Consider the following 14,360-nt stretch of genomic DNA (forward strand, 5'->3'; position numbering starts at 1 on the left):
AGGCGTCCACCAGCGCATGGATTTTGGTTGTCAGCCCGCCGCGCGAGCGACCCATGCCACGGGATCGCGTCTGTTTTTTTTGGCCGTTGGCCGCATGCTGATGCACCCCGATCGACGAGAAGTCGATCATCTGGATGTCGCCATCGTAGGCCTTTGATACCGCCGACAGAATGCGATCCCACACGCCTGCCGTGCGCCACCGGTTGAAGCGGTTCACGCAGGTCGTTGCGGGTCGTAGCGCGCCGGAATGTCCGCCCACGGCGCACCGAACCTGTCAGGGCCTAGTGCGCCAGCACCGCCAGCAGCAGCAGCGCCACGATGTTGGTGATCTTGATCATCGGATTGACCGCCGGTCCGGCCGTATCCTTGTAGGGATCTCCGACCGTATCACCGGTGACCGCCGCCTTGTGCGCGTCGGAGCCCTTGCCGCCATGATGGCCGTCCTCGATGTACTTCTTGGCGTTGTCCCATGCGCCGCCGCCCGAGGTCATCGAGATCGCGACGAACAGGCCCGTCACGATCACGCCGAGCAGCATCGCCCCGACCGCCGAGAATGCCGCCGATTTTCCGGCAACGCCGCCCCCGGCGATCGCGTAGATCAGGAAGTAGACAACGATCGGCGACAGCACCGGCAACAGCGACGGAATGATCATTTCCTTGATCGCCGCCTTTGTCAGCAGGTCCACCGCCTTGCCATAGTCGGGCTTGTCGGTGCCGCGCATGATGCCCGGCTTCTCACGGAACTGGCGACGCACTTCCTCGACGATCGCGCCTGCCGCGCGTCCCACCGCGGTCATGCCCATCGCGCCGAACAGATAAGGTAGCAGGCCGCCGAACAGCAAGCCCACCACCACATAGGGATTGTTCAGGGAGAAGTCCGGGTTGACGCCCTGGAAGTAGGTGTGTTGCGCGGCATCGCCGATGAAGAACTTGAGGTCCTGATTATAGGCCGCGAACAGCACCAGCGCGCCGAGACCGGCGGAGCCGATCGCGTAGCCCTTGGTGACGGCCTTGGTGGTGTTGCCGACGGCGTCGAGCGCGTCGGTCGACTTGCGCACCTCCTTCGGCAGACCCGCCATTTCGGCGATGCCACCGGCATTATCGGTCACCGGACCGAAGGCGTCGAGCGCGACGATCATGCCGGCCAGCGCCAGCATGGTTGTGGTGGCGATCGCGATGCCGAACAGGCCGGCCAGACCGTAGGTCACCAGGATGCCCGCGATGATGACGATCGCCGGAAGCGCCGTCGCCTCCATCGAGATCGCGAGGCCCTGAATGACGTTGGTGCCGTGCCCCGTCACCGAGGCCTTCGCAATCGACTTGACCGGGCGATAGTCAGTGCCGGTGTAGTATTCGGTGATCCAGATGATCAGGCCGGTGACGATCAGGCCGGCGACGCCGCAGGCGAAAAGATCGAGTCCGGTATAATCGACGCCCGCCAGTTCGCCGAAGCCGACCAGCCAGTAAATGACGGCGCCGACGCCGATCAGCGACAGGATGCCGGTGGCGATCAGGCCCTTGTAAAGCGCGCCCATGATCGACTGGCTGTTGCCGAGCCTGACGAAGAACGTCCCGATGATCGAGGTGATGATGCAGATGCCGCCGATCGCGAGCGGCAGCGTCATCATGTTCACGAGCAGCGGCGAGGTCGCGAAGAAGATCGCGGCAAGCACCATGGTGGCGACGGCGGTCACCGCGTAGGTTTCGAACAGGTCGGCGGCCATGCCCGCGCAGTCACCGACGTTGTCGCCCACATTATCGGCGATCGTCGCCGGATTGCGCGGATCATCTTCCGGAATGCCGGCTTCGACCTTGCCCACGAGGTCGCCGCCGACGTCAGCCCCCTTGGTGAAGATGCCGCCGCCGAGGCGGGCGAAAATCGAGATCAGCGAGGCGCCGAAGCCGAGCGCAACCAGCGCGTCGACAACCGTGCGGCTGTTCGCGGCGTAGCCCGCGCCGTGGATGAGATAAGCGAAATAGATGGTCACGCCGAGCAGCGCCAGACCGGCGACCAGCATCCCCGTGATCGCGCCGGCCTTGAAGGCAAGCTCCAGTCCGCCGGCCAGCGACTTGGTCGCGGCCTGCGCGGTGCGCACGTTGGCGCGGACCGAAACGTTCATGCCGATAAATCCGGCCGCGCCCGACAGGATCGCGCCGATCGCGAACCCCACGGCGACCAGCACTCCGAGGAAGTAGGCAAGCAGCGCGAAGATCACGATGCCGACCATTCCGATGGTCGTGTACTGCCGGCGCAGATAGGCCTGGGCGCCCTCGCGTACAGCCGCCGCGATTTCCTGCATCCGCGGATTTCCCGCATCCGCCCTCAACACCGACGAGGTCGCCCAGCCCGCATAAACGATCGAAAGCGCTCCGCAGAGCACAATCCCTACCAGTGCTGTCATTGAATTTGCCTCAGAATTCCGGAAGTTGCCCCGACCACGCCGCGAGCCCGCGAACGGACGTTCAAGGGAGGTCCGTTTTATCGCAAGGCGACGATAAATCGGGCGAGACCATGCCAAAATCGAACCTCCGGCGCAATGTCGGCTTTCGGCTGAACGGCCGAATTTCCGTCAGGAATTGCAACAAAATGCCGGCAATCGCGGAAGGATTCCAAGCCCGGCCGGAGGCAGCCCGCTTGAGCGCGGAGGCTCAGGTCAGCCATTTCCCGAGGCGCGCGACCGCCTCGTGCATCTCGGCGGCCGACCGGGCGTAGGAGAAGCGCAGGAACGAGTGGCCGCGCACGGGATCGAAATCGACCCCGGGCGTCGCGGCAACGCGCGCCTGCTCCAGCATCCTGCGTGCGAAGTCATGGCTGTCCGTCGTGAACTTCGAAACGTCGGCATAGAGGTAGAACGCGCCATCCGCGGGCAGAAACTCGCTCAAGCCGGCCTTCGGAAGACCCTCGATCAGGATGTTGCGGTTTTCCTCGTAGCCGCGCTTCACGATCTCCATCTCCTCGCGGCCCGCGAAAGCCGCCTCGGCCGCGACCTGCGAGAGCATCGGCACCGAAATCGACAGGTTCTGCTGCAGCCGCTCGATCGTCCGCACCAGGTGTTCGGGCACGACCATCCAGCCGACGCGCCAGCCGGTCATGCAGAAATACTTCGAAAACGAGTTGATGATCAGCGCATGCGGCGACAGTTCAGCGGCGGTGACGGCAGGAAACGCATAATCGAGACCGTGATAGATCTCATCGGAAATAAAGCGAATGCCTTCGCTCTCGGCAGCCGCCATCAGATGCGCAAGCGCCTCGCGCGACATCATCGTTCCCGTCGGATTTGCCGGACTGCCGACCAATACCCCCTTCAGCGGCGTCTTACGGTGCGCGGCCAACAGCGCCTCACCCGTCAGCGCGTGACGGTTCTCGCTTGACGTCTCGATCAGAACCGGCTCGCAGCCGAGCGCCGTCAGGATGTGCCGGTACGGCGGATAGCCCGGCACCGCCACCGCGACGCGGTCTCCCGGTTCGAACATCGAAAGGAACGCGAGGATGAATCCGCCCGATGATCCCGTCGTCACGACGATCCGCTCGTGGCTGACCGTGCAGCCGTAGAACTCGCGGTAATGCCGCGCGATCCGTTCTCTCAGCGAGGGGATGCCAAGCGCGGGCGTGTAATCGATCCGGCCGGACTCCAACGCGGCGCGGGCCGCGTTCAGCGCGGTTCGGGGCGCCGGCGCTGAAGGCTGTCCGACCTCCATGTGAATGACGTGTCCGCCCTCCGCCTCGATCCGCGCCGCCGCCGCCATGACGTCCATCACCATGAAGGGTGGAACCTGGCTGCGGCCAGATGCCGCCAGCACGTTGGCGGCCCGCTCTCTCGGTGTCGCGTCGGCCATGGAAATCTGTTAATGCGCTCTCTCGCCCGAGGCCGCGTTACCGCCTTATTCGATGGGTTGTTTAGGACATACAGCGTATTCGAACCCGCGCCAATGATTCCGAAGGCATTGACTAACGAAGATATGACCCGGCGTCCCGTCACTCCCCTGCGTCGTCCCGTCTCGAAGCTGATGACGCTGGTCACCGCCTGCGCGATCGCGAACGCCTCCTTTCCGGTCCAAGCGCAACAGGACAAAGGTCTGCCGATGTTGCGCGATAGCGAGACCGAGCAACTGCTGCGAGACTATACGCGGCCGATCCTGCGCGCGGCGGGGCTGCAGAAGCACAACATTCAGATGGTCATCATCAACGACAGGTCCTTCAACGCCTTCGTCGCCGATGGCCGCCGCATCTTCGTGAATTACGGCGCGATCTCGAAATCGACAACGCCGAACCAGTTGATCGGCGTGCTTGCGCACGAGACCGGGCATCTCGCCGGTGGCCATCTGTCCAAGTTTCGCGAGCAACTCGCCCGAACCCAGACCCAGCTCATCATCGCCATGCTTCTCGGGGCCGGCGCTCTCGCGGCCGGAGCCGGCCGCGGCGGAAGCAACAGCGCCGGCAGCAATATCGGCGCGGCCGCACTCAGCGCGCCTCAGGAAATCGCCCGCCGAAGCCTGTTGGGCTATCAGCGCCAGCAGGAGGAAAACGCCGACCGCGCCGCCGTCAAGTTCCTCAACGCCACCGGACAATCCCCCCGGGGAATGTACGAGACCTTCAAGCGTTTTACCGATGAAAGCCTGTTCGCCGCGCGCGGCGCCGATCCCTATGCGCAGTCGCACCCGATGCCGGCCGACCGTGTCGCTTCGCTCGCGGAACTCGTCAAGACCAGCCCCAACTGGCAAAAGAAAGACGATCCGGCCCTGCAATTGCGCCACGACATGGTGCGCGCCAAGATTTCGGCGTTCATGGAACGCGAGGATACGGTATACCGGCGCTATCCCCGATCAGACACCAGCCTGCCCGCCCGCTACGCGCATGCCATCACCACGTACCTGCATGGCGATCTTCGCTCGGCCATCGAGCAAATCGATGCGCTGATCAAGCTGCAACCACAAAACCCCTATTTCCACGAAGTGCGTGGGCAGGCTTTGCTCGAGGGAGGCCGCCCCGCTGAGGCGATCGCGCCGCTGCGGCGCGCCGTCCAGCTCTCACAAAACGCTCCGCTCATCGAGATGTTGCTGGGTCAGGCGCTCGTGGCTTCGAACAACAAGGCCAATGCCGACGAAGCTATCGCAATCCTGCGAACGGCGCTGGTACGGGAGCCGGAGGCTCCGCTCGGCTACTCGCAGCTTGCGATAGCCTACGGCCGCAAGGGCGATTATGCACAAGCCGATCTGGCATCGGCTCAGGCCGCGTTCCTGCGAGGCGACAACAAGACGGCACGCGAACTCGCATCACGCGCGAAAACCCGCTTCGCGATCGGCACTCCCGGATGGGTCAAGGCGGACGATATCGTCTCATCCAAGGTTCCGGACAAGAAATAAGACCAGACGCTCCGCCACGCGGCCCCTTTCAAAGGATTTGACAATGCCCCCTCTCCGTTTTCTCGCTCCTGCCCTTCTTGCGCTCGCGTTCAGCTCTCCGTCCGCCGCGTCCGCTCAGAACTTCTCCGACGGCCAGCGCGGCGAGATCGAGCAGATCGTCAAACACTATCTGCTCGCACATCCCGAAATCCTTGAAGAGGTTTCGGCCGAACTCAGCAAGCGTCAGGCGGCCGCCGAAGCGCTCAAGCACGAGGCCGCGGTTACGGAGAACGCGAAAGTCATCTTCAATTCACCGCGTGGCGTGACACTCGGCAACAAGGACGGCGACGTCACTTTCGTCGAGTTCTTCGATTACAACTGCGGCTACTGCAAGCGCGCGATGCTCGACATGCTTGAGCTTATGAAGTCGGATCCCAAGCTCAAGGTTGTGCTCAAGGAGTTTCCCGTGCTCGGCCAGAGTTCGGTGGAGGCTGCGCAGGTCGCTGTCGCGGCGCGAATGCAGGATCCCACCGGCAAGAAATACCTCGATTTCCATCAAAAACTTCTGGGAAGCCGCGGTCAGGCCGACAAGGCGCGAGCGCTGGCCGCCGCCAAGGAGGCCGGATTCGACATGGCCAGGATCGAAAAGGATATGACGAGCGCCGAGGTGCGCGCCACGCTCGAGGAGAACTTCAAGCTTGCCGAATCCATGGGGATGAATGGAACGCCAAGCTACGTCATCGGCAAGCAGGTCGTCGTGGGAGCCGTGGGGCTCGAGAACCTGAAGGAGAAAATCAACACGGCGCGCTGCGGCAAAGCCTCCTGCTGATTGGCGCGTCCCTGTTTTGGAGCAGCGCTCACCGGCGAGCCTCGCGTCGCAGGCCGGTACCCGCTTTCGCTTGAGAGCCTCCGAATCTCTCGCGACGATTCTCCTTTACCTATCGTCGTTTGAGAGGTTCCTCAGTGGGCGCGGGAACTGGCTATCTGATACGCTCGCATGCCCCGTCGCGGCGCCCGAGGTCGGTTAACGAGATATTTCCGTATGTTCTCCATGAGTTCTCGCAAACAGCGCGAGGTATCTCAAGCCGAATCAGGGAGTGTTCAGGCTTCCCCTTGACGCCCTTGTTACATATAACGGCCCGAACTCCGGCGTTCGGCGGCGGAAATGGCTGATTCTCGGGATTTCAGATGGCCAAGACGATCTACGTGCTCAACGGCCCGAACCTCAACATGCTCGGGATCCGGGAGCCGGATACCTATGGCCACGCCACCCTTGCCGACGTCGAACAGCTTTGCGCCGAGACGGCCCAAAATTTTGGACTGGTTGCGGATTGCCGCCAGTCAAACCGCGAGGGTGAGCTGATCGATTTCATTCACGAAGCTCATGCAAGGAACGCGGCCGGTATCGTCATCAACGCCGGCGGCTACTCGCACACTTCCATTGCGCTTCACGACGCGCTCGTCGCGGTCAAAATTCCGGCCGTCGAAGTTCATATCAGCAACATTCATGCGCGCGAGGACTTCCGTCATCATTCCTTCACAGCCAAAGCCGCGTTCGCAAGCCTGTCCGGGTTCGGAATTGACGGCTACCGGCTCGCGATCAATGGCCTTGCAGCCAAGATCGGCGCAGTAGACCCGTCGAACAAAGTTAAATCCTGACACATCAGCGTCATTCTCACAGAAAGTTTCGGATCGAGAACATGTCCCGCCAGCCCGGAGAACCTGCAAAAATCAAAACCGGCAACGATCTGCGCGAGGAGAGCGACGTGATCCGCGAACTCGCCGCACTGCTCGACGAAACCAGGCTCACGGAAATCGAAATCGAGCGCGATGGACTTCGTGTCCGTGTCGCGCGCAACATCACTGTCGGGGCGGCGGTACCGACTACCTATCAGGCCGCGGCGGCCCCTGCCCCCTCGCCGGCCGCAGGCGCCGCCGACGTCAGCAAGCATCCCGGCATGGTTCCCTCGCCGATGGTCGGAACGGCCTATTGGGCATCGGAGCCGGGCGCAAAACCCTTCATCGAGGTCGGGTCCAGGGTCACCGCAGGTCAGACGCTGCTGATTATCGAGGCCATGAAGACCATGAACCAGATCCCGTCGCCGCGGTCCGGCACCGTCACGCAGATTCTCGTCGAGGATGGCCAGCCCGTCGAGTTCGGCGAGCCGCTTGTCATCATTGAATGACGCCGTTCGAACCGCGGACGCAGTGATGTTCGATAAAATCCTGATAGCCAATCGCGGCGAGATCGCCCTGCGCATCCTGCGCGCCTGCAAGGAGCTGGGTATAGCGACCGTGGCGGTCCATTCCACCGCCGATGCCGACGCCATGCATGTCCGGCTCGCGGACGAAAGCGTCTGTATCGGACCGCCGCCGACGAAGGACAGCTACCTCAACATCCCGGCGCTGCTGGCAGCCTGCGAGATCACGGGCGCCGAGGCCGTGCATCCAGGGTACGGCTTTTTATCCGAGAATGCCCGTTTCGCCGAAATCCTCGCTGACCATCGCCTGCATTTCATCGGCCCCAAGGCTGAACACATTCGCCTCATGGGCGACAAGATCGAAGCCAAGAAGACCGCGAAGCGGCTCCGTATTCCGGTGGTCCCGGGCTCCGATGGCGGCATCGGTCCCAATGACGACGCCATGGCCATCGCCAAGGCGATCGGCTTTCCTGTCCTGGTGAAAGCGGCCGCCGGCGGCGGCGGGCGCGGCATGAAGATCGTCAAGACACCCGACGACCTGATGATGGCGATCTCGGCCGCGGGTAACGAGGCCCGCGCGGCGTTCGGCGACGCCTCCGTTTATCTGGAAAAGTATTTGCAGAAGCCGCGCCACATCGAAATCCAGGTGCTTGGCGACGGGCGCGGCGGCGCCATCCATCTTGGAGAGCGCGACTGCTCGCTGCAGCGGCGTCACCAGAAGGTCTGGGAAGAAGGCCCCTCGCCCGCGTTGACGGCGGCAGCCCGGAACAACATCGGCGAGACCGTTGCCAATGCCATGAGCGAGATAAAGTATCTCGGCGTCGGAACGGTCGAATTCCTCTACGAGGACGGCAGATTCTATTTCATCGAAATGAACACGCGCATTCAGGTCGAACATCCGGTCACCGAGATGATCACCGACATCGATCTGGTGCTGGAGCAGATCCGCATCGCCGCCGGCGGCGACCTTCCCGCCACCCAGAAGGAAATCGCCGTCAACGGCCACGCCATCGAGTGCCGCATCAACGCGGAAAACCCCGTCACCTTCCGCCCCTCTCCGGGCAAGATCATGCAATTCCATGCGCCGGGCGGGCTCGGCGTCCGGATCGATTCCGCCGTATATCAGGGGTATGTGATCCCGCCCTACTACGACTCGCTGGTGGGCAAGTTGATCGTGCATGGCAAGACGCGCGCCGAATGCCTGATGCGGCTGCGCAGGGCCCTCGACGAGATGGTCGTGGAAGGCGTCGAGACCACCTTGCCGCTGTTCCGGGCGCTGGTCCGCGAGGCGAGCATTATCGACGGTGACTACCATATCCATTGGCTGGAGCAGTATCTCTCCAGCGGCGGTCTTACAGGAGTCTGAGCCGCCTCGAGTCCGGATCGGTTTTTTAGGAACAAAAGGCCTGGAACCGATTGCGTACTGAGGGGTTTAGCAAATGGCTGGCAACGGTGCGGGGGCGATTTAGACTGTCTCGATCCAAACACGATGAAATCGCAGCGCCGCGAGCCAGATCGTCGCGCCCCGCGCTGAGCCAGCTGATCCTGCTGACGGCAGGTCTAGTGGTTCTAACGCTGATCAGCGCCATTTCCGTCTATCTTGTCAACAAGGCGCGCGACGACACCCGCTGGGTTCTGCACAGCACGGCAGTCGAGAATGAAATTTCACTAGCCCAACTCCAGATACAGCGGGCGGAAAGTTCGCAACGCAGCTTTCTACTGACGCAGCGCCCGGAATTCCGTGCGGCGTTCGAAGAAGCATCCGGCCGTATTCCGCAGAGCTTCGAACGGCTGAGGACGCTGACGAGGGAGAACCCCTACCAGCAACAGCGGCTCCAGCAGATGGTCCCGCTGACCAATCAGCGGATCGAGCAATTACGGCAGAGCATTGATCTCGCGCTGACGAACCGGCTGGATCAGGCTGTTGAGAGCGCGCGACGAGAGGCCGGTCAGGACGCCACGCGACAGATCCGCGATCTGGGGAACGAGATGCGAATCGAGGCAAATCGTCTGCTAGCGGCGCGCACCGCGTCAGCCGATGTCAGCCAATCGCGCTCGGCGCTGATTACCAGCGTGGGTTCAGGGCTGGTCGTGCTGTTTGCGGGGCTTTCGATCTATCTGGTGCGGCGGTCGAGCCGGGAACGCGACCTGGCTCACGCCCGGTTGCGCGATATCAATCTCAACCTGGAATCGGCCATCGAGAAGCGGACCAGCGATCTGCGGGAAGCCAACGATGAAATCCAGCGTTTTGCCTATATCGTCAGTCACGACCTGCGCTCGCCGCTGGTCAACATCATGGGTTTCACCAGCGAGCTAGAGGAACTGCGGGGTGACATTTTTCGCCGGATCGCGGAGCTCAGCCGGGCAAACAGCCTCCCGCCTCCGGGAGTGAGCGATCCAGCCAATGCGGCCGAACCGGTTCTCGATGGAGCGGACGAGCAACTGTCGCAGGATTTCAACGAGGCTCTTGGATTCATCAAGTCGTCGATCGCCAAGATGGACCGTCTCATCGGTGCGATCCTCAGCCTGACCCGCGAGGGCCGACGCGAGTTTCATCCCGTTTCGATCGCCATGCGCGATCTGATCGAGAGCATCGTATCCACGGTAGCGCATCAGGCCGCCGAAGCGGACGCCCAGATCCGGGTCGAGCCATTGCCGGATATTGTCACCGACCGCATCGCGATCGAACAGATCTTCTCCAATTTGATCGACAATGCCTTGAAATATCTCAAATCTGATGTACCCGGCGATATCGCCATCAGTGGCCGGCGCAAGCTGGGTTTCGCTATTTTTGAGATCACGGACAACGGTCGCGGCATCGATCCTAAGGATCACCAAAGGATTTTCGATCTGTTCCGCCGGGCGGGTCCGCAGGATCGACCGGGCCAGGGTATCGGACTGGCACACGTCCGTGCACTGGTCCGAAAGCTCGGAGGGACCATATCAGTCTCGTCGGAGCTTGGTACCGGCACCACATTTACAGTTACGCTGCCCAGCACATGGGTGGGCACAAACCGGGACGAACAATCATGAGTACGCCAGTCACCATCATCATGATCGAAGACGATGACGGTCACGCCAGGCTGATCGAACGAAATATCCGGCGTTCCGGTGTCAACAATGAGATCAAGTCGTTCACCACCGGTACAGAAGCCGTCAATTACCTGTTCGGCGCTGATGGCAACGGCCTTCCCCATAAGGGAGAATCATTGCTTATCCTGCTCGATCTCAATCTTCCTGACATGACCGGCATCGAGATCCTGCGGCGCGTGAAGGAAAACAGATACCTCAAGTGCGCGCCGGTGGTGGTGTTGACGACGACCGACGATTCGCAGGAGATCAAGCGTTGCTACGAACTCGGATGCAGCGTCTACATCACAAAACCGGTGAATTACGACAATTTCGCCAACGCGATCCGGCAACTCGGTCTGTTCTTCTCCATCATTCAGGTCCCTCAGGCCACTCCATGAACGTCAAGCCTACCCTCTTGTATGTGGATGACGACAAAGCGCTGGCTCGTCTGGTGGAGCGCGGCCTAACGCGCCACGGATTTTGCGTGGAGTACGCGTCCGACGGCGAGGCTGGACTTGCCCGCATCGCGCAGGGCGGCATCGATGTGATAGCGCTCGACCAATACATGCCCGGCCTGGACGGGCTGGAGACGCTGGGCCGGATTCAGGCAATTCCCGATGCGCCCCCCGTGGTGTTCGTCACCGCCTCGCAAAATTCAAAAATCGCAGTGACCGCGCTCAAAGCGGGGGCCGCCGATTATCTTGTCAAAGACACGTTCGGCGAGTTCGTTCCGCTATTGCATGTCGCGGCCGAAGTGGCGATCCGTCAGGCGCGCGTTCAGAAGGCGCGCGACGAAGCCGAAGCCGAAGTCCGCGCCTCACGCGACCGCTATGCAGCGCTGGCCGCCGAGCGCGAGGTGCTGCTGCGTGAGGTCAATCACCGCATCGGCAACAGTCTCCAGATCATTGCGTCGCTGCTGCATCTGCAAGCCAATTCGAGCCCCGAGGAAGACATCAAGGCCGCCCTCACCAACGCAATGGGACGGGTGGCGGCCGTCGCGCAGGTGCATCGCCGGCTCTACACGTCGCACGACCTGAACAGCGTCCTGCTGAACCAGTATCTCGAAGCGCTGCTCGAGGATCTCCGTCGCTCCGCCGAAGGCAACCGGATGTCGCGCCTCGACCTGAAAGCCCAGCCCATCGAGATCGATCCCGATCGCGCCGTGGCCATCGGTATCATCGTCAACGAACTGGTGATGAATGCGGTCAAATACGCCTATCCCGATGGTCCCGGCCCTATCCACGTCGAACTCGCGAGTGATGGCGATGATGTGGTGCTGTCGATCGCCGATGACGGCGTCGGCCTCAATGCCAGAAGCGATCCGCGCTCGACCGGAATGGGTCAGCGGATTGTTTCAGCGATGGCGCAGAAGCTCGACGCGCAGGCCGAACGCGATCCCACCCACACGGGCACGCGCATCGTTCTGCGGTTCCGCGGCGGAACTCCTCAGGTCACGAAACCCCTGTCCGCGACGGCTGCATGAGCACGGCGGCAGCAGACTGATACCGCGCTCCGCGCGCGCCAGATTATCGACGCGGAAACCTTCCAGCTCTGCTATAAGATAACCGGATGTCCCGCGAGACCGCCTCGTCCGAGATCACGCCCGAACTGCTGCTGCGCGCTTATGCCTGCGGCATTTTTCCGATGGCGGAAAGTGTCGATGACCCGACGCTGTTCTGGGTCGAGCCGAAGATGCGCGGCGTGGTTCCGCTCGAGAGCTTTCGAATTCCGTCGCGGCTCGCGCGCACCGTTCGATCGGACAATTTTACGGTGACCGTCGATACCGCCTTCGACGCGGTGATCAACGGCTGCGCCGCGCCGCAACCCGGCCGCGACAATACCTGGATCAACCATCGGATCCGTGAACTTTATATCGGCCTGCACAAGCTCGGCCACTGCCACAGTGTCGAGGTCTGGCAGGACGATGAATTGGCCGGCGGTCTCTATGGAGTCAGGCTCGGCCGAGCGTTTTTCGGCGAGAGCATGTTCCATGTCGTGCGGGACGCGTCGAAGGTCGCGCTCGTGCATCTGGTCGCCCGATTGATCGCGGGAGGCTTCGTCCTGCTCGACACGCAGTTCGTCACCGACCATCTGCGGGGGTTCGGCGCTATCGAAATCCCGCGCCGGCGCTACCGGGCGTTACTCGACGTCGCGCTGGAAGGCCGGGCCGATTTCGGGACGCTGCCGCTCGACCGGCCGGTGCCGGGCGTGGAAGCGCTCAAGGCCATCGCCGCCCGCCGCTCTTAGAGCATGATCCCGACCCGAAGGGCCGCGCCAGCGCAAAGTGGGAACCGGCAGCCTTTTCACTTCTGATGGAATCAGAAACGAGGCTCGCGGATTTTGATCCGGCGCGTTTTCCTCATGCGACCGATACCCACTTCAATCGAGAATGCCCTGAAGTGTCGCGGCGCGAGCGCAAAAGCGGAACGCCCACTCTACCTCTGGAACGGCGGGAAGAAGGGATTGCTCTGCGGTTGCCGCTGCACCGGAGGCGCTGGCGCTGGTTGCGGCGGAGGTGCCGGCTGACGCGACTGGCGAGTCGATTGCCGCGATCGCCTGGCTGGCGGCGGCGGCGGCGGTTTCGGCTGATCCGGCTGCTCGGCGATAACGGTCGTCTCCGGATCCTTGCAGTCGGTCAGCCAGACATCATAGATCGGATGCTCGACGCCATGCAGGCCGGGGCTCGACGCAAACATCCAGCCGGAGAAAATTCGCTTCACCTCGCCCTGAAGCGTGATCTCATCGACCTCGACGAAGGCGTCGGTATTCGCGGCTTCGGTCGCGGGGCGCGTGTAGCAGGCGCTGGTTTTTACGCGCAGCGCGCCGAACTGCACGGTCTCTCCGATGTCCTCGTCGAAATGGATGATGCGGCCGGTGATTTTATCCAGACCGGAAAATACAGCCTTCTTGTTGAGAATCCTCTCAGCCGGCGCCTCGGTGACGACCTCGTCGCCGGGCTGCAGCGTGGCCGGCGCGGGCGGAGCAGATCGCGCGGCGTTCTGTTCGGGAGCCTGACGGGGTGATGGCGGCGCTACGGCAGCGCCCCCCGGGGCGTTCTGCGGAGCCACGGTGGTTCCGGACGGCGGCGGCAGCGGCTGAGACTGAACCGGACCGGGCGGTGGAGCGCCCTGCCCCGGCGGTGGACGCATTGGCGCCGGCAGCACGCGGCCCTCAGGCGGCAGCTCGGGAACCTCTTCCTCGTCATCCTCAGGTGCCGCCTGCCCCTGTGGAATGGCGCCGGGCGGACGCGGCGGTGGATCCGAGAAGATATTTCCGATCTGGGCGCGCGCGGAAGGCGGGGCCGCGACGAGTGCGACGCCTGCAAAAGCCGCACAACCGGCTATAACGATGGTTCGAAATATCATGCGCGGCTTTGTGAGGCTCGAATCAGGGCCGGACCATTGTACAGGGATAAAGGCTCCAAGCCGCTCGCAGCAATCCGGTTAACACGTCGATTGCGGCGGGGAAAGGGCGACCTGCTCCGCGTCCACTGGCGGCTGCGGCAGGGCTCGCTCGATTGCGTGACCAATAGTGTTTTGGAACGAAGTGGATGCCGGTTTGCCTGAAGAAACGCGTCGAGACAGATCCAGAATCTCGCTGCTGATTGCACCAGAAGCGGAAGGTTCGGGGCGAACCGTGGATTTACAGCAACAGATGCCATCAATCGGCCGCGGATCGTGACCTGGTAGACGATCGGGGGTTGGCGCATTCGGATTATTCAAGCGTATACTTGACAGGACTTTG

General features: G+C 62.5%; 12 protein-coding genes and 1 pseudogene. 9 read left to right on the forward strand and 4 right to left on the reverse strand.

Features of this window, described 5'->3' with window-relative positions:
* The 3 genes and pseudogenes from NWI01_RS05615 to NWI01_RS05625 all read right to left on the reverse strand — a co-directional run.
* Positions 1 to 291, reverse strand: a pseudogene (locus NWI01_RS05615) (transposase); the annotation flags it as partial.
* Entirely contained in the window at positions 282 to 2,402 is a 2,121-nt protein-coding gene (locus tag NWI01_RS05620; protein WP_141382945.1) for a sodium-translocating pyrophosphatase, read from the reverse strand. The pseudogene NWI01_RS05615 and the gene NWI01_RS05620, both read right to left, overlap by 10 nt.
* Positions 2,403 to 2,649: 247 nt before the next feature.
* Positions 2,650 to 3,837 carry a pyridoxal phosphate-dependent aminotransferase gene (locus NWI01_RS05625; RefSeq protein ID WP_141382946.1) on the reverse strand — a complete coding sequence of 396 codons (1,188 nt, stop codon included), beginning with the start codon at positions 3,835 to 3,837 and terminating at the stop codon, positions 2,650 to 2,652.
* Positions 3,838 to 3,960: 123 nt separating this feature from the next.
* Here NWI01_RS05625 and NWI01_RS05630 point away from each other — a divergent pair, with 123 nt between their 5' ends.
* From NWI01_RS05630 to aat, 9 genes are all read left to right on the forward strand, one after another.
* Complete coding sequence (locus NWI01_RS05630) at positions 3,961 to 5,364, forward strand: M48 family metalloprotease (protein ID WP_141382947.1); 1,404 nt, start codon at positions 3,961 to 3,963, stop codon at positions 5,362 to 5,364.
* A gap of 43 nt (positions 5,365 to 5,407) precedes the next feature.
* Positions 5,408 to 6,172, forward strand: coding sequence for a DsbA family protein (locus tag NWI01_RS05635; RefSeq protein WP_141382948.1), 765 nt, complete (start codon positions 5,408 to 5,410; stop codon positions 6,170 to 6,172).
* A 359-nt stretch (positions 6,173 to 6,531) separates the two neighbouring features.
* The gene (aroQ, locus tag NWI01_RS05640; RefSeq protein WP_141382949.1) at positions 6,532 to 7,002 is read left to right on the forward strand and encodes a type II 3-dehydroquinate dehydratase; all 471 of its coding nucleotides are present in this window, start codon (positions 6,532 to 6,534) and stop codon (positions 7,000 to 7,002) included.
* 41 nt (positions 7,003 to 7,043) lie between these two features.
* Positions 7,044 to 7,529: an acetyl-CoA carboxylase biotin carboxyl carrier protein gene (accB, locus tag NWI01_RS05645; protein WP_141382950.1), complete on the forward strand. Its 486-nt coding sequence runs from the start codon at positions 7,044 to 7,046 to the stop codon at positions 7,527 to 7,529.
* Between the two features lie 25 nt (positions 7,530 to 7,554).
* On the forward strand, positions 7,555 to 8,910 hold the full coding sequence (accC, locus tag NWI01_RS05650) for an acetyl-CoA carboxylase biotin carboxylase subunit (protein WP_141382951.1): 1,356 nt from the start codon (positions 7,555 to 7,557) through the stop codon (positions 8,908 to 8,910).
* A gap of 104 nt (positions 8,911 to 9,014) precedes the next feature.
* Positions 9,015 to 10,577, forward strand: coding sequence for a sensor histidine kinase (locus NWI01_RS05655; RefSeq protein ID WP_181410389.1), 1,563 nt, complete (start codon positions 9,015 to 9,017; stop codon positions 10,575 to 10,577).
* The gene (locus tag NWI01_RS05660) at positions 10,574 to 11,014 is read left to right on the forward strand and encodes a response regulator (protein WP_141382952.1); all 441 of its coding nucleotides are present in this window, start codon (positions 10,574 to 10,576) and stop codon (positions 11,012 to 11,014) included. Before NWI01_RS05655 ends, NWI01_RS05660 begins: the two co-directional genes overlap by 4 nt.
* Positions 11,011 to 12,099, forward strand: coding sequence for a sensor histidine kinase (locus NWI01_RS05665; protein WP_141382953.1), 1,089 nt, complete (start codon positions 11,011 to 11,013; stop codon positions 12,097 to 12,099). The genes NWI01_RS05660 and NWI01_RS05665 overlap by 4 nt, the downstream gene beginning before the upstream one ends.
* Before the next feature lie 86 nt (positions 12,100 to 12,185).
* Entirely contained in the window at positions 12,186 to 12,863 is a 678-nt protein-coding gene (gene aat / locus NWI01_RS05670) for a leucyl/phenylalanyl-tRNA--protein transferase (protein ID WP_141382954.1), read from the forward strand.
* Positions 12,864 to 13,051: 188 nt separating this feature from the next.
* Here aat and NWI01_RS05675 read toward each other — a convergent pair whose 3' ends face one another.
* The gene (locus tag NWI01_RS05675; RefSeq protein ID WP_141382955.1) at positions 13,052 to 13,981 is read right to left on the reverse strand and encodes a DUF2155 domain-containing protein; all 930 of its coding nucleotides are present in this window, start codon (positions 13,979 to 13,981) and stop codon (positions 13,052 to 13,054) included.
* Positions 13,982 to 14,360 lie beyond the last annotated feature (379 nt).

Source organism: Nitrobacter winogradskyi, assembly GCF_006539545.1.
In the GTDB taxonomy this organism is placed as follows: domain Bacteria; phylum Pseudomonadota; class Alphaproteobacteria; order Rhizobiales; family Xanthobacteraceae; genus Nitrobacter; species Nitrobacter winogradskyi_A.